The sequence below is a fragment of the Pseudomonas sp. MDT1-85 genome, assembly GCF_054898065.1.
The window spans coordinates 5,254,089-5,270,725 of the sequence record NZ_CM142715.1; the positions used below are offsets into that span (position 1 = coordinate 5,254,089).

Annotated in this window: 17 protein-coding genes; 9 read left to right on the forward strand and 8 right to left on the reverse strand. The window is 59.4% G+C overall.

The genetic code is table 11. The features are described 5' to 3' along the window. Positions 1-160: 160 nt before the first annotated feature. Together lptG and lptF are read right to left on the reverse strand one after the other, a co-directional pair. Positions 161-1,222 carry an LPS export ABC transporter permease LptG gene (lptG, locus tag ACYZT2_RS23545; protein WP_461967778.1) on the reverse strand — a complete coding sequence of 354 codons (1,062 nt, stop codon included), beginning with the start codon at positions 1,220-1,222 and terminating at the stop codon, positions 161-163. Next, entirely contained in the window at positions 1,215-2,333 is a 1,119-nt protein-coding gene (gene lptF, locus ACYZT2_RS23550; RefSeq protein WP_461967780.1) for an LPS export ABC transporter permease LptF, read from the reverse strand. The genes lptG and lptF overlap by 8 nt, the downstream gene beginning before the upstream one ends. Before the next feature lie 297 nt (positions 2,334-2,630). Here lptF and ACYZT2_RS23555 point away from each other — a divergent pair, with 297 nt between their 5' ends. The 5 genes from ACYZT2_RS23555 (at position 2,631) to rlmF (ending at position 9,363) form a co-directional block, all read left to right on the forward strand. Beyond that, positions 2,631-4,121, forward strand: a complete 1,491-nt coding sequence (locus tag ACYZT2_RS23555) for a leucyl aminopeptidase (RefSeq protein WP_461967782.1) — start codon at positions 2,631-2,633, stop codon at positions 4,119-4,121. A 60-nt stretch (positions 4,122-4,181) separates the two neighbouring features. Beyond that, a complete protein-coding gene (locus tag ACYZT2_RS23560) occupies positions 4,182-4,610 on the forward strand; it encodes a DNA polymerase III subunit chi (RefSeq protein ID WP_461967784.1) in 429 nt (142 codons plus the stop codon). 8 nt (positions 4,611-4,618) lie between these two features. After that, positions 4,619-5,008 carry a DNA polymerase III subunit chi gene (locus ACYZT2_RS23565; RefSeq protein ID WP_461967786.1) on the forward strand — a complete coding sequence of 130 codons (390 nt, stop codon included), beginning with the start codon at positions 4,619-4,621 and terminating at the stop codon, positions 5,006-5,008. Positions 5,009-5,224: 216 nt separating this feature from the next. After that, the gene (locus ACYZT2_RS23570; RefSeq protein WP_461967788.1) at positions 5,225-8,071 is read left to right on the forward strand and encodes a valine--tRNA ligase; all 2,847 of its coding nucleotides are present in this window, start codon (positions 5,225-5,227) and stop codon (positions 8,069-8,071) included. Between the two features lie 269 nt (positions 8,072-8,340). Continuing rightward, positions 8,341-9,363, forward strand: a complete 1,023-nt coding sequence (gene rlmF, locus ACYZT2_RS23575; RefSeq protein ID WP_461967790.1) for a 23S rRNA (adenine(1618)-N(6))-methyltransferase RlmF — start codon at positions 8,341-8,343, stop codon at positions 9,361-9,363. 216 nt (positions 9,364-9,579) lie between these two features. On the opposite strand, the gene ACYZT2_RS23580 is transcribed toward rlmF, so the two are convergent. Next, on the reverse strand, positions 9,580-9,861 hold the full coding sequence (locus ACYZT2_RS23580) for an HU family DNA-binding protein (protein ID WP_007905514.1): 282 nt from the start codon (positions 9,859-9,861) through the stop codon (positions 9,580-9,582). A 396-nt stretch (positions 9,862-10,257) separates the two neighbouring features. Here ACYZT2_RS23580 and yejK point away from each other — a divergent pair, with 396 nt between their 5' ends. Then, on the forward strand, positions 10,258-11,262 hold the full coding sequence (gene yejK, locus ACYZT2_RS23585; RefSeq protein WP_007905511.1) for a nucleoid-associated protein YejK: 1,005 nt from the start codon (positions 10,258-10,260) through the stop codon (positions 11,260-11,262). Beyond that, a complete protein-coding gene (locus tag ACYZT2_RS23590; protein WP_461967792.1) occupies positions 11,262-11,612 on the forward strand; it encodes a glutaredoxin family protein in 351 nt (116 codons plus the stop codon). Before yejK ends, ACYZT2_RS23590 begins: the two co-directional genes overlap by 1 nt. A gap of 122 nt (positions 11,613-11,734) precedes the next feature. Here ACYZT2_RS23590 and ACYZT2_RS23595 read toward each other — a convergent pair whose 3' ends face one another. The 5 genes from ACYZT2_RS23595 to ACYZT2_RS23615 form a co-directional block, all read right to left on the reverse strand. Then, positions 11,735-12,670 (reverse strand): glutathione S-transferase family protein, encoded by a 936-nt coding sequence (locus ACYZT2_RS23595; RefSeq protein WP_461967794.1) that lies wholly within the window; start codon positions 12,668-12,670, stop codon positions 11,735-11,737. A gap of 88 nt (positions 12,671-12,758) precedes the next feature. Then, positions 12,759-13,079 (reverse strand): GIY-YIG nuclease family protein, encoded by a 321-nt coding sequence (locus ACYZT2_RS23600; protein ID WP_461967796.1) that lies wholly within the window; start codon positions 13,077-13,079, stop codon positions 12,759-12,761. 39 nt (positions 13,080-13,118) lie between these two features. Next, the gene (locus ACYZT2_RS23605) at positions 13,119-13,589 is read right to left on the reverse strand and encodes a nuclear transport factor 2 family protein (RefSeq protein ID WP_461967798.1); all 471 of its coding nucleotides are present in this window, start codon (positions 13,587-13,589) and stop codon (positions 13,119-13,121) included. A gap of 113 nt (positions 13,590-13,702) precedes the next feature. Then, the gene (locus ACYZT2_RS23610; RefSeq protein WP_461967800.1) at positions 13,703-15,019 is read right to left on the reverse strand and encodes a CynX/NimT family MFS transporter; all 1,317 of its coding nucleotides are present in this window, start codon (positions 15,017-15,019) and stop codon (positions 13,703-13,705) included. Further along, positions 15,009-15,668, reverse strand: a complete 660-nt coding sequence (locus ACYZT2_RS23615; RefSeq protein WP_461967802.1) for a FadR/GntR family transcriptional regulator — start codon at positions 15,666-15,668, stop codon at positions 15,009-15,011. The genes ACYZT2_RS23610 and ACYZT2_RS23615 overlap by 11 nt, the downstream gene beginning before the upstream one ends. A gap of 164 nt (positions 15,669-15,832) precedes the next feature. Here ACYZT2_RS23615 and ACYZT2_RS23620 point away from each other — a divergent pair, with 164 nt between their 5' ends. Both ACYZT2_RS23620 and ACYZT2_RS23625 read left to right on the forward strand, forming a co-directional pair. After that, complete coding sequence (locus ACYZT2_RS23620) at positions 15,833-16,144, forward strand: type II toxin-antitoxin system MqsR family toxin (RefSeq protein ID WP_461967804.1); 312 nt, start codon at positions 15,833-15,835, stop codon at positions 16,142-16,144. Continuing rightward, positions 16,141-16,629, forward strand: a complete 489-nt coding sequence (locus ACYZT2_RS23625) for a type II toxin-antitoxin system MqsA family antitoxin (RefSeq protein WP_461967806.1) — start codon at positions 16,141-16,143, stop codon at positions 16,627-16,629. Before ACYZT2_RS23620 ends, ACYZT2_RS23625 begins: the two co-directional genes overlap by 4 nt. Positions 16,630-16,637 lie beyond the last annotated feature (8 nt).

Consider the following 16,637-nt stretch of genomic DNA (forward strand, 5'->3'; position numbering starts at 1 on the left):
CAAAAAGGCTGCAGGCATAGCCCGCCGAAAAATAGCCGGGAATTGTACCTGATCCACGGCGCAAGCGTCACGTTCGCAGGTCAGACGGCGCGTACAAAAACGCCCCGGTCTTGCGACAGGGGCGTTTTGAGTGACAAGCCATATCGGGAATAACCCGCGATCAACCGGCCCGGCGCAACAACCAGACCCCGGCCAGCGCACAGACTCCGGCCGGCACCAGCACCGCAAACAGCGGCGAGAAACCGAATACCAGGCTCGAAGGCCCGAGTAAATCCTGGACGATGCGGAAGGTGAAGCCCACCAACACTCCGGTAAAGACCCGCTGACCGAGGGTCACCGAACGCAGCGGACCGAAGATGAAGGAAATCGCCATCAGCACCAATGCGGCGGTCACCAGCGGCTGCAACACCTTGACCCAAAATGCAAGCCAGTACCGACCGTTGCTCAGGCCCTGATCGGTCAGGTAGTGGATGTAACTCCACAGACCGGTGATCGACAGTGATTCAGGCGCCATCACCACAGTGCTCAGCAGTTGCGGGCTCAGGGCTACTTCCCAACGCTCCACCGGAGTCGTCACCACTTCGGTGTTCTTTTCATGGAACAACGTGGTCGTGACATCGCTCAGTTGCCAGTGATCCGTGTCGAATTCCGCGCGTTTGGCGAAGCTCGAAGACAGCATGTGGCGTTGATCGTCGAAGCGATAACGGGTGACGCCGTACAGCAGACCATTGGGTTGCACAGAGTTGACGTGAATGAACTCGTCGCCCTGACGGTGCCACAGACCGTGCTTGGCGCTTTGCGCATCGCCACTGCCCTGGGCCAGCGAGCGGTTGGCCTGAGCGGTGACTTCCGTGGCCGGCGCGACGTATTCACCGATCACCAAGCCCACCGCCATCAAAAGCAGCATCGGCTTCATGACAGCCCAGACGATTCGCCCGAGCGACACGCCCGCAGCGCGCATGATGGTCAGTTCGCTGTGGCTGGCCAGGCTGCCGAGGCCGATCAGGCAACCGATCAGCGCCGCCATCGGCAACATGTCGTACAGACGGCGCGGCGCAGTCAGCAGCACATAGCTCAGGACATCCGCCAGCGTGTAGGTATCGCTGACGTCGCCCATCTCATCGATGAAGGCAAACAACGTTGCCAGACCCAGAATGATCCCCAGTACCGCCAGGATCGCCATGAACACGCTGCTACCAATGTAGCGATCGAGCTTATCCACGGGCCACCTCCAGCGCACTGCGGCGACTCGCCATCTTCAAGCGCAACGGCTCCCAGTACAGCAAGCCCAGGCCGATGGCCAGGAAGATCGCATGCACCCACCACAAGCCCAACGCCGCCGGGATCTTGCCCTTCTCGAGGGCGCCGCGAGCGGCAATCAGGATAGTCAGGTAAGCCATATAAAGAAGAATCGCCGGCAGCAGCTTGAGGAAACGGCCCTGGCGCGGATTGACCCGCGACAGCGGCACCGCCATCAGGGTCACGATGAAGACCAGCAACGGCAGAGACAGACGCCATTGCAGTTCGGTGCGCGAGCGGATGTCATCATTGTCCAACAGGGAGCGGGTGGTCATCGCATCGCGGTCGGTGACTTCGTCGCTGACGTCCGGCTTGGGCAGCAATACGCCGTATTCGTCATATTTGATGGCGCGGTAGTCGGCCTGACCCGGATTACCGTCGTAGCGGTAGCCGTTGTCGAGAATCAGGTACCGATTGCCGTCGGGGCGAATTTCCTGACGCCCCCTCTCGGCCACCAGTACGGAAATCCCGCGATCCTTTTTGTCGGAATTTACATTCTTTTGCGAAATGAACACGCCGCCCAGATTGACGCGGTCATCCGACAATTGCTCGGTATAGGTCACCCGGGTACCGTCGCGCAAGGCCTGGAAGCGGCCTGGCTCGAGGGTATCGAACTCAGTCAGTGCGTCCTGTTTGTTCAGCAGCAACTGGAACTGGTTGGCACCTTGTGGCGCCAGGCTCAGGCTCAGCCAAGCCACCACCAGCGCAACCAGCGTGGCCGGAAACAGGGTGATGCGAAACAGCCGCTGCTGGCTCATGCCGGTGGCCGACAACACGGTCATTTCGCTGTCGAGGTATAGACGACCGTAGGCCAGCAGGATCCCGAGAAACAGCCCCAAAGGCAGGATCAACTGCAGGAAACCCGGCAGACGAAAGCCCATGATCAGGAACAGCGAGCCCGGATCCAGGGCACCAGCGGCCGCTTGGGCGAGGTATTTAATGAAGCGTCCGCTCATGATGATGACCAGCAGCACGGCGCTGACGGCGCTCAAGGTCAACAGGACTTCGCGGGATAGATAACGGAAGACAATCAAACCAGACACTCCAGGGTTGTCAGGCTAAGCGGCCAAACAAACAAACGTATCGGTCGGCCCGCAGGGCAGAGCCGCCGAAAAAGATGGCGCATTATCCTGTGATTGGGTGCGCCTGTCACTGCGCATGCTCAAGCAGACACCTGAACCACCGAAGTTCGTACGACCGAGGGTTGTCAGGCGCCATTAGCGAGGTTCAAACTGCGGCCTTTGTCGCTGGCACTGCTACCTGCGTCTTTCTACTTATAAGCAAGTCCTCTGCGCGTCGCGCATTTTGACCATTAATTCAGGGACCCGGACATGGAACTGGTTGTAAAGAGTGTTAGCCCGGAAACGTTGAAGACCGCCACGCTGGTGGTCGCCGTCGGTGAAGGCCGCAAGCTCGGCGTCGTTGCCAAACAACTCGATGAGTTGAGCGGTGGCGCAATCAGCGCGGTACTCAAGCGCGGTGATCTGGCTGGCAAAGTCGGCCAGAGCCTGTTGCTGCACAGCCTGCCTAACCTCAAGGCCGAGCGCGTGTTGCTGGTGGGCGTGGGCAAGGACGACGAGCTGGGCGATCGCCCATTCCGCAAAATCATCGCCGGCATCCTCAACACCCTTAAAGGCCTGGGCGGCAGCGATGCAGTACTGGCCCTGGACGAAGTCGTGGTCAAAGGCCGCGACAGCTATGGCAAGACCCGCCTGCTGGCCGAAACCCTGGTGGATGGCGAGTACACCTTCGACCAGTTCAAGAGCCAGAAAGCCGACCCACTCACCCTGAAGAAAGTCACCTTGGTGACCATCAAGGCAGCACAGGCTGAAATCGAACGCGCCGTGGCCCACGCCACCGCGATCGCCAACGGCATGGCCTTTACCCGCAACCTGGGCAACCTGCCGCCAAACATCTGCCACCCGACGTTCCTGGGCGAACAAGCCAAGAACCTGAGCAAAGAATTCAAGAGCCTGAAAGTCGAAGTCCTCGATGAAAAGAAGATCAAGGACCTGGGCATGGGCTCGTTCTACGCCGTCGGCCAGGGCAGCGCCCAGCCGCCGCGCTTGATCGTCATGCAATACAACGGCGGCAAGAAATCCGAGAAGCCGTACGCGCTGGTCGGCAAAGGCATTACCTTCGACACCGGCGGCATCAGCCTGAAACCGGGCGCCGGCATGGACGAAATGAAGTACGACATGGGCGGCGCCGCCAGTGTGTTCGGTACTCTGCGCGCCGTGCTTGAGCTGAAACTGCCGATCAATCTGGTGTGCATCCTGGCCTGCGCCGAGAACATGCCGAGCGGCAACGCTTCGCGTCCGGGAGACATCGTCACCACCATGAGTGGCCAGACCGTGGAAATTCTCAACACGGACGCCGAAGGCCGTCTGGTGCTGTGCGATGCACTGACCTATTCCGAACGCTTCAAGCCGCAAGCCGTGATCGACATCGCCACCCTGACCGGTGCTTGTGTTGTCGCACTGGGTGCTCACACGTCGGGCCTGCTGGGCAACAACGACGAGCTGATCGGCCAACTGCTGAGCGCCGGCCAATCCGCCGACGACCGCGCCTGGCAACTGCCGCTGTTCGATGAATATCAAGAGCAGTTGGACAGCCCGTTCGCCGACATCGCCAACATTGGCGGCCCGAAAGCCGGCACCATCACCGCTGCCTGCTTCCTGTCGCGCTTCACCAAGAACCTGAACTGGGCGCACCTGGACATCGCCGGCACGGCCTGGACCAGCGGCGGCAAGGACAAGGGCGCCACTGGCCGTCCGGTTCCCCTGCTGACCCAATACCTGCTGGACCGCGCCAAAGCCTGAAACCAATGACCCCGAGCGGTGCCACTTACCCGTGGCGCCGCTCAGGGCTCAGGAACCGCAATGACCAAAGTCGACTTCTATATCCTGCCCAGCGCCGATCCTTCGGCGCGGCTGGATTTCGCCTGCAAACTCACCGAAAAAGCCTGTCGCATGGGCCACCGCATTTACCTGCACTGCAGCGATGCCGCCCAACGTGATGACCTCGATGCGCGTTTGTGGGCCTTCAAGGGCGAAAGCTTCGTGCCCCACGGTCCCGCCGAAAGCGAGCCGGAGGGTTTGATTGTCCTGGGTCTTGGCGATGACTGCGGTCAGCATCAGGATCTGCTGGTCAATCTGGACCTTAAAGTCCCGGTATTTGCCAAACAGTTCGCCCGCGTGGCGGAAGTGGTTGTCGAAGATCCAACGATTCGTTCGGCTGCGCGGGAGAGTTTCCGTTTCTACCGCGAACAGGGCTATCCTCTGCAAGATCACCGTTTACAGCGACTCTGAGCATTCCGATGGACACTCCAAAACCGCAGCAAAATTCCGCGCATCTGCTGGATGACCTCGAGTCGATCCGCCAATTGCTCGGCGATGACAACCTGCAACCGCCCTTGCTGACCGATACGGTCATTGAAGGTGATCAGGAACAGATCCCCATGCTGTTCGACACCGTCGGCAATGCGCCGCAACCGGTCGAAACGACACCACCAGCCGCCTCAGCCGCGCAACCATCGCCTGCCGCCAGCAAAGGCCCCGACGCCCTGCTGCACCTGGACAGCGAACTGCGGGCCGCCGCGCTATTGATCATGCAAGACGTGATCGACGACTTCGCCCCGCACATCGAAACCGAAATCAAACGCCGTCTTGATGCGCGGATGGAACGGTTGCTCAGTCAGTACGAATAAACACCAACCCCCTGTGGGAGCGAGCCTGCTCGCGATAGCATCACCTCGGTTTCCTGATAGACCGCGGCGCCTGCATCGCGAGCAGGCTCGCTCCCACATTGGATCTATGGTGTTGCTGGTGGTCAGGTTCATCCCGCGATCAACTCGCCCTACGCCCCATGCCCCGCTATACTTGCCGGCTTTTCCTGAATAAATGCCAATAGGGTCCCGCCGCGCATGGATAAGACCTACCAGCCGCACGCCATTGAAACTTCCTGGTACAAGACCTGGGAGTCCGAGAATTACTTCGCCCCGCAAGGCGCGGGCGAGTCCTACACCATCATGATCCCGCCGCCGAACGTCACCGGCAGCCTGCACATGGGTCACGGCTTCAACAACGCGATCATGGACGCCCTGATCCGTTTCCGCCGCATGCAGGGTCGCAACACCCTGTGGCAGCCGGGCACCGACCACGCCGGTATCGCCACGCAAATGCTGGTGGAGCGTCAACTCGAAGCCCAAGGCCAGAATCGCCACGATCTGGGCCGCGAGAAATTCCTCGAGAAAGTCTGGGAATGGAAGGATCAGTCCGGCGGCAATATCAGCCGTCAGATCCGCCGCCTTGGCTCTTCCGTGGACTGGAGCCGTGAGCGTTTCACCATGGATGACGGCCTCTCGGAAGCGGTTAAAGAAGCGTTCGTGCGCCTGCACGAAGACGGCCTGATCTACCGCGGCAAGCGTCTGGTCAACTGGGACACCAAGTTGCACACGGCGATTTCCGACCTCGAAGTGGAAAACCACGACGAGAAAGGTTTCCTGTGGAACCTGAAATACCCGCTGGCCGACGGCGCCAAGACTGCTGAAGGCCAGGATTACCTGATCGTCGCGACCACTCGCCCGGAAACCATGCTCGGCGACGCCGCCGTAGCGGTTAACCCGAACGATGAACGCTACCAGGCCCTGATCGGCAAATTCGTCGAGTTGCCGCTGGTCGGCCGCCGCATCCCGATCATCGCCGACGATTACTGCGACCCTGAATTCGGCACCGGTTGCGTGAAAATCACCCCGGCCCACGATTTCAACGACTACGAAGTCGGCAAGCGCCACGACCTGCCGCTGCTGAACATCTTCGACAAAAACGCCAATGTTCTGCCCGCGGCCCAGGTGTTCAACCTGGACGGCACGCTGAACACCGAAGTCGACGGCAAGCTTCCGGCCGAATACGCCGGCCTGGACCGTTTCGAAGCGCGCAAGCAGATCGTTGCTGCATTCGACGCCGCCGGCCTGCTGGTCAGCGTCGACGATCACGCCCTGAAAGTGCCGAAAGGCGACCGCTCCGGCACCATCATCGAGCCGTGGCTGACCGACCAGTGGTACGTGTCCACCAAGCCACTGGCCGAGCCGGCCATCGCTGCGGTTGAAGACGGCCGCATTCAGTTCGTGCCCAAGCAATACGAAAACATGTACTTCTCGTGGATGCGCGACATCCAGGATTGGTGCATCAGCCGTCAGCTGTGGTGGGGCCACCGGATTCCGGCCTGGTACGACGAGTCGGGCAAGGTCTATGTCGGTCGCGACGAAGCCGAAGTACGTGCCAAGAACAACCTCGGCCCGGACGTTGCGCTGCAACAGGACAACGACGTACTCGACACCTGGTTCAGTTCGGGCCTGTGGACTTTCTCCACGCTCGGCTGGCCGGAGCAGACCGAGTTCCTGAAGAAATTCCACTCCACCGACGTTTTGGTGACCGGTTTCGACATCATTTTCTTCTGGGTTGCCCGGATGATCATGCTCACCATGCACTTGGTGAAAAACGAAGACGGCACGCCGCAGGTTCCGTTCAAGACTGTTTATGTGCACGGTCTGGTACGTGATGGCCAGGGCCAGAAGATGTCCAAGTCCAAGGGCAACGTCCTGGACCCGCTGGACATCATCGACGGCATCGAACTGGAAGAGCTGGTGCAGAAACGCACCTCCGGCTTGATGCAGCCGAAACTGGCGAAGAAGATCGAGAAGCAGACCCGCGACGAGTTCGCCGACGGCATCGCCAGCTACGGCACCGACGCCCTGCGCTTCACCTTCTGCTCGCTGGCGTCCACCGGTCGCGACATCAAGTTCGACATGGGCCGCGTCGAAGGCTATCGCAACTTCTGCAACAAGATCTGGAACGCCGCGCGCTACGTGCTGGACAAGGGCGAAGATTGCGCTCAGAACGGCGAAGCCTACGAGCTGTCCCTGGCGGATCGCTGGATCATTTCGCAGCTGCAACGCACCGAAGCCGAAGTGACTCGTCAGCTCGATCAGTTCCGTTTCGACCTGGCCGCACAAGCCTTGTATGAGTTCATCTGGAACCAGTATTGCGACTGGTACCTGGAACTGTCCAAGCCTGTGCTGTGGGACGAAAATGCACCGGCCGAACGTCAGCGCGGCACTCGTCGCACGCTGGTTCGAGTGCTGGAAGTCGCCCTGCGTCTGGCGCACCCGTTCATGCCGTTCATCACCGAAGAAATCTGGCAGCGCGTCGCGCCGCTGGCCGGTATCGAAGGCAAGACGATCATGCTGCAACCTTGGCCAGTGGCCAACGACGCACGCATCGATCAGGGCGCCGAAGACGACATCGAATGGCTCAAGGGCCTGATGCTCGGCACGCGTAACATCCGTGGCGAAATGAACATCGGTCCAGGCAAACCGCTGAACCTGTTCCTGAAAAACGTCAGTGCCGAAGATCAGCGCCGTCTCACCGAGAACGAAGCGCTGCTGAAGAAGCTGGCTCGCCTCGAATCGATTACTGTGTTGGCTGCCGGCGAAGAAGCACCGCTGTCCGCCACCGCACTGGTTGGCGAGATGGAAGTGCTGGTGCCGATGGCCGGCTTGATCGACAAAGACGCCGAACTGGCGCGTCTGGACAAGGAAATCCTGCGTCTGCAGGGTGAAGTTCAGCGCGTGGGTGGCAAGCTGTCCAACGCCGGTTTCGTCGACAAGGCCCCGGCCGAAGTCATCGACAAGGAACGCGCCAAACTGGCTGAAGCCGAACAGGCTTTGGGCAAACTGGCGGAGCAACACGCGCGGATTGCCAGTTTGTAACGGGTAAATCGCAATGGAAAAGGGAGGCCCGCAACGGCCTCCCTTTTTTGGGCCCGCCACTTTCCTTAATCCACCAAAAATCCCCTGTGGGAGCGAGCCTGCTCGCGATGACTGTGCATCAGTCAACATCTGCGTTAACTGACACGCAGCCATCGCGAGCAGGCTCGCTCCCACAAGGGGGACTGCAGTGTTTGTCACAATTGGGTTCGCAGCGGCTGGATGTGGGACAATACCCGCCACTTTTAGCCATACCCGAATCGACCACGCCCATGAACGCCCCCCGCACACCAAGACCTGCGCGCAAAAAGCCTGATTCCGCGACCCCGGCCAAAGCCGTGGAGCCCCGTGAGAAGGCCAGCCTGCATCCGCGCAACCGCCATCAGGGTCGTTACGACTTCCCGGCGCTGATCAAAACCACGCCGGAACTGGCGAAGTTCGTGATCATCAACCCGTATGGCAAGGAAAGCATCGACTTCGCCAGCCCGGACGCGGTTCGGGTGTTTAACCGGGCGTTGCTCAAGTCGTTCTACGGCATTGCCCATTGGGACATCCCGGCTGATTACCTGTGCCCACCGGTTCCGGGCCGCGCCGACTATGTGCATTTCCTGGCCGATCTGCTGGCCAGCGTCAACGACGGCGAGATCCCTCGCGGTGCGCCGGTCAAGGTGCTCGACATCGGCATGGGTGCCAACTGTGTCTATCCGTTGATCGGCTACAGCGACTACCGCTGGCACTTCCTCGGCTCGGAAATCGACCCGACGGCCGTGGCTGCCGCCAAAGCCATCGTGCAGTCCAACGGGCTGAACAAAGCCATCCAGCTGCGCCAGCAAAGCAATCCCAAGCACATTCTGCTGGGCCTGCTCGAACCCGGCGAACGCTTTGACCTGACCATGTGCAACCCGCCGTTCCACGCCTCCATGGACGAGGCCACCAAGGGCAGCGAGCGTAAATGGCGCGCCTTGGGCCGCGCCGACCCAAAACGCAAACTGCCGGTGCTGAACTTCGGCGGCCAGTCCGCCGAACTGTGGTGTGAAGGTGGCGAATCACGCTTTGTGACGCAACTGATCGCTGAGAGCGCTCACTTCCAACACAAAGTGCTTTGGTTCAGCACCCTGGTCTCGAAAGCCTCAAACCTGCCTGCGATCCAGACGGCGCTGAAAAAGGCCGGCGTACTGGAAAGCCAGGTTGTGGAAATGTCTCAGGGGCAGAAGCAAAGCCGCTTCGTCGCCTGGACGTTCCAGACCAAATCCGAACAGCAGGTCTGGCGTGAACGCTGGGTTCGCAAGGGCTGAGTAACGGTTGGTCCTGAGCTGCGGAAAATCAAATGTGGGAGCGAGCCTACTCGCGATGGCGGTGCATCAGTCGACATCATCGTTAACTGACATGCAGCTATCGCGAGCAGGCTCGCTCCCACATTGGTTTAAAGGTGTTGCAGGTCAATCGCTGAATCGCAGACACAAAAAAACCGTGCCCGGATTGCTCCGGAGCACGGTTTTTTTTGACAAATCTTACTTGTTAACAGCGTCGGTCAGGCCTTTGGCCACAACCAGCTTGATAACTTTCTTGGCAGCGATTTCGATGGCAGCGCCAGTCGAAGGGTTGCGGCCGGTGCGGGCAGGACGCTCAGTCACTTTCAGCTTGCCGATACCTGGCAGGGTGATTTCGCCGCCGTTTTCCAGCTGATCAGCAACGATTTGGCCCAGTTGGTCCAGAGCGTTACGCGCGGTGGTTTTTGGCGCGTCGATAGCTTCAGCGATGTCGGCGATCAATTGGTCTTTAGTAAGAGCCATGTAATGTTCCTTCCCTATCAAATTCATATGGATTGCAGAGTGCAGTGTCAGCCATCGAGCCCGATCTTCTGGATCTGGCACCCTCGGCCATAACCACGACGAGTCGGGGTAATAGATACCGAAATCAGGGTTTGGTTCGACCTGACAAATGCTGAATGCACGCTTAACGCAGTGACTTCGCGTAAGACCGGGCAAAACTAGCACAGAGACGGGGAAATATCCGCCTCTAGCTACCCATTTGGTCAGCTTTATTACGCTAAATCGGGAAAAAATTGCATAAGGGTCGTCGGATGCCTGCGAATTGCCCTTCGTACCACGCCAAAACCAGTGGTTGCGGTACACTGGGCGCTTTTTCGGGGGAGCACGCCCTCCTCTCTTCATTCAGCCGAGAAGCCCATGCCGATCCGTCATTGCATCGTCCACCTGATCGACAAAAAACCCGACGGCACACCCGCAGTTCTTCATGCCCGCGATAGCGAACTGGCCGAGTCCAGCGCCATCGAGTACATGCTTGCCGACCTCAACGAGAGCTACAACGCCAAACAAGGCAAGGCCTGGGGGTTCTTCCATGCCGAGTCCGGAGCGCATCCGTTCAGCGGCTGGCTGAAGGAATACCTCGACGGCGGCAAGGACTTCACAGCCTTCAGCCGAGTGGCGGTGGAACATCTGCAAAAGCTGATGGAAGAATCGAACCTCTCTGTGGGCGGCCACGTGCTGTTTGCTCATTATCAGCAGGGCATGACCGATTACCTCGCCATCGCCCTGCTGCACCACAGCGAAGGCGTGGCAGTGACCGATCAGCTGGACGTGACCCCTTCGCGACATCTGGACCTTGGCCAGTTGCACCTGGCAGCGCGGATCAACGTCTCCGAGTGGCAGAACAACAAACAGTCCAAGCAGTACATCTCGTTTATCAAAGGCAAGAACGGCAAAAAGGTTTCGGAGTACTTCCGAGACTTCATCGGCTGCCAGGAAGGCGTCGACGGCCCCGGCGAAACCCGCACCCTGCTCAAGGCTTTCAGTGACTTCGTCGAAAGCGAAGACCTGCCGGAAGAATCCGCGCGCGAGAAGACCAAGACCCTGGTGGATTACGCCAGCAGCCAGGCAAAAATGGGCGAGCCCATGGGCCTGGAAGAATTGTCCGGACTGATCGACGAAGAGCGCCCGAAAGCCTTCTACGATCACATCCGCAACAAGGACTACGGCTTGTCGCCTGAGATCCCTGCGGATAAGCGCACCCTGAACCAGTTCCGCCGCTTCACCGGCCGCGCCGAGGGCTTGTCGATCAGCTTCGAAGCCCACCTGCTGGGTTCGAAGATCGAATACGACGAAGAGGCCGGCACGCTAATTATCAAAGGCCTGCCGACCCAATTGACCGATCAGCTCAAGCGACGCAACTGATGCTCGGCGGCGTATTGAAGAAATGCCTGCTGATCCTGCTGGTGGTCGTGGTTTACCAGAACTGGGGCAAGATCGAGCGGGTGTTTCACCCCTCGCAGGTGGTGTCCGAGCAGACCCAGACCAAGGCCCACGTCGTGCTCTACACCACCGAATGGTGCGGCTACTGCAAGTTGACCCGACGCTTTCTCGACCAGAAGGGTATTGCGTACAAGGAATTCGATATCGAGAAAGATGCCCAAGCGCGTAAAGCCTACGAGGCGCTGGGCGGACGCGGGATTCCGCTGATCGATGTCAACGGGACATTGATACGCGGGTATGACCCGGACAAGGTTCTTGCGGCGTTGAGGTAATTCAAAGATCAAAAGATCGCAGCCTTCGGCAGCTCCTACAGGGTTCGCAACGATCCCATGTAGGAGCTGCCGAAGGCTGCGATCTTGGCGTTTTCCCTATCGCCAAAGAGTTTCCGAAAAGATCAACGGGCCTCGACGCGAAACCCGAACCGCGGAAAGTGCACATGCACAACGCCGGCTCGCTCGTCTTCACGACGCAAAATCAATTCCTCGCTACCCGCAAACAACAACTCTCCCGCCACCGGATCAACCCCATAATCGGTCGCGGCGATCACCACCTGTTGACCAACCTCGAACCCGTTCGGCTCATCGAACTGCTCATCCGGCAACGCGGCCGGTGTGGCGTTACGCGCGACCTCAAGCGCTTCCTCAGAAGTCATCTCGCTGAACGCGCCATGACCAAACCCCATCACACGGCCAAACCACGCCGACACGGCCGGATAAGCATCCACCAACGGTGATGTCACGTGCGTCGCTTTAAGGAACCACATCGGATGGGCCAGGGCTAAGTCGGCAATCGACGGCTCGCCAAACAGGAAGTCACCCTGTTCACGCTGAAGCTGCTGCTCCAGACGCGCCATGATCGTTGGCCACTGGTGTCGAGCCTGCTCGGCGGACAACCGTGTGGCGCTGCCACCACTGAACAAGCCGGCGCGATCGGCCAGGAACGCCTTGATCGCTTCCGGCGACAACTTGCCGAAGCGCACCGCCACCGACGCTGGCTGGAACACCAGGCTGACCGCATGCTGGAACACCACCGAATCAGCCCACGCCGCGAAGGTCGCGGTGATCATTTCCTGGCCTTCCGGGAAGAACGCCGGCAAGGCTTTTTCCTGCTCCAGACGACGAGCCATCAGCGCGGTGTCGCAATAGACATCAGCGCCAATCTGCAATACCGGCGTCTTGCGGTAGCCGCCGGTCAGCGCCGTCAGGTCGGGTTTTGGCATCACCGGCGAGATGTTCACCGAACGCCAGGACAGCCCCTTGAAGCCAAACAACAAGCGGGCCTTTTCGGCGAAAGGGGACGTCGGGTAATGATGCAGAATCAACTCGGACATGCTCGGCTCCGCCGCTCGGATAAGGAGCTCGCAGCTTAGCGCGCAATCCGCATGCAGCCTACCCATCTGCCTGATGGGCGCTTATCAGTCAGATTGATAAGCTCGCAGCCGCGCTCGCCACCAGACATTCCTTGGCGCTTTTTTTGAGTTTTTTGATCAATCGTTCCTGACGCAATGCTTCGCTTTTGTCGCGGCAGATTTCGGTGTAAACCAATGCCACGGCCGGGCTCGACAGGAAGAAGCGCGCGCCTTTGCCACTTTGGTGAGTAGCGAAGCGGCGGACGGGATCGTCGCTGATCCCGCAATAGAGCGAACCATTGGCCGCGCGAACGAGGTAGACGAACCAGGGTTTGCTGGCGGGCAGCGACGGTTTGGCGGCAATGACGGAAGATTCGCTCGAGGTGTTCATGTGACGATCAAGGCTTGTAGGAAACAAGCCGCGATCTTATCAGCGACTGGCCTGAAATGCCTTCAGCCCCTTCAAGGCCTGAGCGCGCACGGCGTTTCTCACCACTGGTGTCCAGCCCAACAACAGACCTTTGAAACCCAGCGCCTGACGCGACCAGCGCCACAGATCAAAGCTGTCGTGATGTTCGCAGATCTTGCCGTCACGAAACACGAAACGCGCCTGGATGTCGTTGACCACGGTATTGCCGGTCTGGCTGAACAGGTAGGTCGCCACCCAATGGGCCCCGCCGGTGCGTTCATCGCTGCGCACATTATCGAAGGTCAGGGAGAAGTCTTTGGCGCGGGTGGTGAGCATGCGCCACATGTCGCCGGCATCGCGCCCGCGCAGTTCGCCGAACGCCGGATCACTGAACACCACATCGTCGGTATAGCTGGCGCTCATGGCCTCGGCATCGAGCCGCTGGAAGGCTTGGTAGAACCGGGTGATCAAGGCGTTGTGGGCATCACTCATGGGCAGGCTCTCCGGGTTGCAAAGTGGCGTCGAAAGATTGTCTGCACGATAGTCAACAAACGCGCGGAACACTATCGGCATTCGTGGCCCGAATACCGACAGTGCGCAGAACGTCAGACTCTCTCGCTTTGAACCTGAACGTACAACGAACGTCCGGCACCGAGGCCGGCGATGATTGCGCCGAGGCCGATAACGCCGAAGATCCAGCCCACGGCGCTCCAGCCGCCGGTCCAGTCATGCACCACGCCGACCGCGAACGGCCCCATGGAGGCCAGGGTGTAACCGAAGCCCTGGGCCATGCTCGACAGGTTGGCCGCGACATGGGCATCGCGCGAGCGCAGCACAATCAGGGTCAACGCCAGGCTGAACGTGGCGCCCTGCCCCAGCCCCAGCAGGATCGCCCAGCCCCACAGGCCATCGATTGGTGCATAAAGGCAACCGAACAAACCGCCAAGGGTCATTGCCATGACGATCACGATCGCCAGTCGCTGATCCTTACCGCGCGTCGCCAGCCAGGGCGCTGCCAGGGAACTGATCAACTGGACAATCACCGAACCCGACAACACTAACCCAGCCTGCGTCGGCGTCAGACCGCGGCCGATCAGAATCGACGGTAGCCAGCCAAACACGATGTAAGCCAAAGACGATTGCAGGCCCATGTACAAGGTCACTTGCCAGGCCAGCGGATCACGCAGCAGCCCTCGAACCCGATAGGCAACATGGTGCGCGCCGTGTTTCTGGCCGACTTGTGGCAACCAGAAAATCGCCGCGACCAACGCTGGAACCACCCAGAAGCCGAGGCCCAAGGCCCAGCTTCTGTCGAAATGTTCGCTCAATGGCACGGTTGCCCCTGCCGCCATGGCCGCGCCAAGGCACAGGGCCATGGTGTAGACGCCGGTCATGGTACCAGCCTGTTTCGGGAAATCGCGTTTGACAATGCCGGGCAGCAGCACGCCGATCACCCCGATGCTGGCGCCGGCCAGCACGCTGCCAGCGAACAAGCCAACTTCGCCGAACGAACTGCGCAAAATGATCCCGCCGGCCAGCATCAGAAGAATCCCCAACACCACCCGCTCGGCACCAAAACGTCGCGCCAGTACCGGCGCCAACGGTGCGAACAGACCGAGGCAAAGTACCGGCAAGGTCGTCAGCAAACCGGCCTGGGCAGCCGATAACCCCAGCGTCTTCGAAATCTCGCTGAGCATCGGCGCCATGCTCGACAATGCCGGACGCAGGTTCAGCGCCACCAGAATCAGACCGAGCAACAGCAACCATGGCCGCTGAAGGACTGGGTGAGTTTGCTGAACCTGTTCGTCGTCGGCCTCGGCGTCGATCAACAGCTCTTCGAGCTCCGCCTTACGCTTGTGCTCAGTGATGCTGCTGTTGCTGGCCTGCTGGGTGGACATGGGATTCTCGGTTTCAAGGTTCATTGATCAACTGCCTCGACAGGGCTTTGGCCCGTTCCGGGTCGCGTTGCTCGACGGCATCGAGCAGTTCGACATGAAGGTCGAACACCGCTTGGCGTCGGGGTGAGATGGTCAGGGTCTGGCGCAAGTGCGCGCCGACGATGCTGGAGAAGTAGCGATACAGCTCGCTGAGTGTCGGGTTGTGCGCCGCATCCACCAGTCGACGGTGAAACACCAAGTCGCAGGCGATGTAGGTGTCGAGATCGCCGTGGTAGTGACTGCCGCTGACGCCTAGCGCTTCGCGCAATGCCACCAGGTCTTCATCGGTGCGGCGTAACGCGGCCAGACCAATGGCTTCGACTTCCAGAATGTGCCGGGTTTCCCGAGCCTGTTCCTGAGTGCAACGGGACAGGGCCTTCATGGTCTCCAGTGGATCGATCACCGCCCGCAGATAGCTGCCGTCGCCCTGGCGAATCTCGATCAACCCGGAAAACGCCAACACGCGCATGGCTTCGCGCACGGTATTGCGGCTGATGCCCAGTTCAGTCGCCAGTTCCGGCTCGGTGGGCAAACGCTGGCCGACCGTCCAGACGCCTTGATTGATGCGCAGGCGTAACTGGTCCAGGGCCTGATCGACCAGGGATCGTTTAATTAATGGAGAAATGTCTGACATGGAATTCGCCCTTTCATCCAATCATAGGATGAATTTTCTGACATGTTAGTCAGCTTCGTCCGAGAGAACAACCGCCTAGGGTTAGAGGGCAGGAAACAAAGCGGGATTTATGATTGTTAAAATTACCCTTTAAGGGTAATTTCATCTCAGAGTTGAAGTGTCTTATGGAAAAGAACACACCTCATTACGACTTGGCGGTGGTCAAGGCGGAGGTTGCCAGGATGGGGGTCCACGCTTTTACTAACCAAGCGTTGGAGACAGGCCGAAGCATGGGACTCAATTACCAGAACATGCAAAAGGTCATTTATGCATTGGAGAGAAGGATGCTCTACAAATCCATGACCACTTATTTGGATCACCGAATCTGGCAGGACGTCTACCACGCGAAACTGAATGATCAGGAGATTTACATCAAAGTGACCTACTGCCCCGGTGGTGGCGCCCCAGTGATCTCCTTTAAGGAGAAAAACCAATGAACATACGGCAATGCATGAGCTGTGGCGCCCACGACGGCATGCATCACTTCGTCGATCGCAGTCTCACCGTCAATTACAAGCAAATGTCGCGACTGGTGCCTGATCTTGCTGGCTGGGAGTGCAATGTGTGCGGTGAAATCATCTTCGATGACACCACAGACAGCGCCCAGCGATATGTCGATACAGGCGACAAACTGCTGGAAGACTGCTTTCAAATGATGGGGTCCGAGATAAAACGTATCCGTCGCAAATTACACCTCACGCAGAAAGAGGCAGTGAAGCTGCTTTCCGGCGGTGGGCACAATGCTTTTTCCCGCTATGAGCGCGGTGAACTCGCCCCGCCTCAGCCGCTGTTTACGCTGATGCGCTTGCTTGACCGTCACCCGCATCTGATGGCCGAGGTGCACGCGCTCAGCGAGGGCGCCGATTTAAAACAGCTGTTGGCGACACGTCATCCGGAACAAGAAACCGTCCTGACGCAATAACCCCAGCC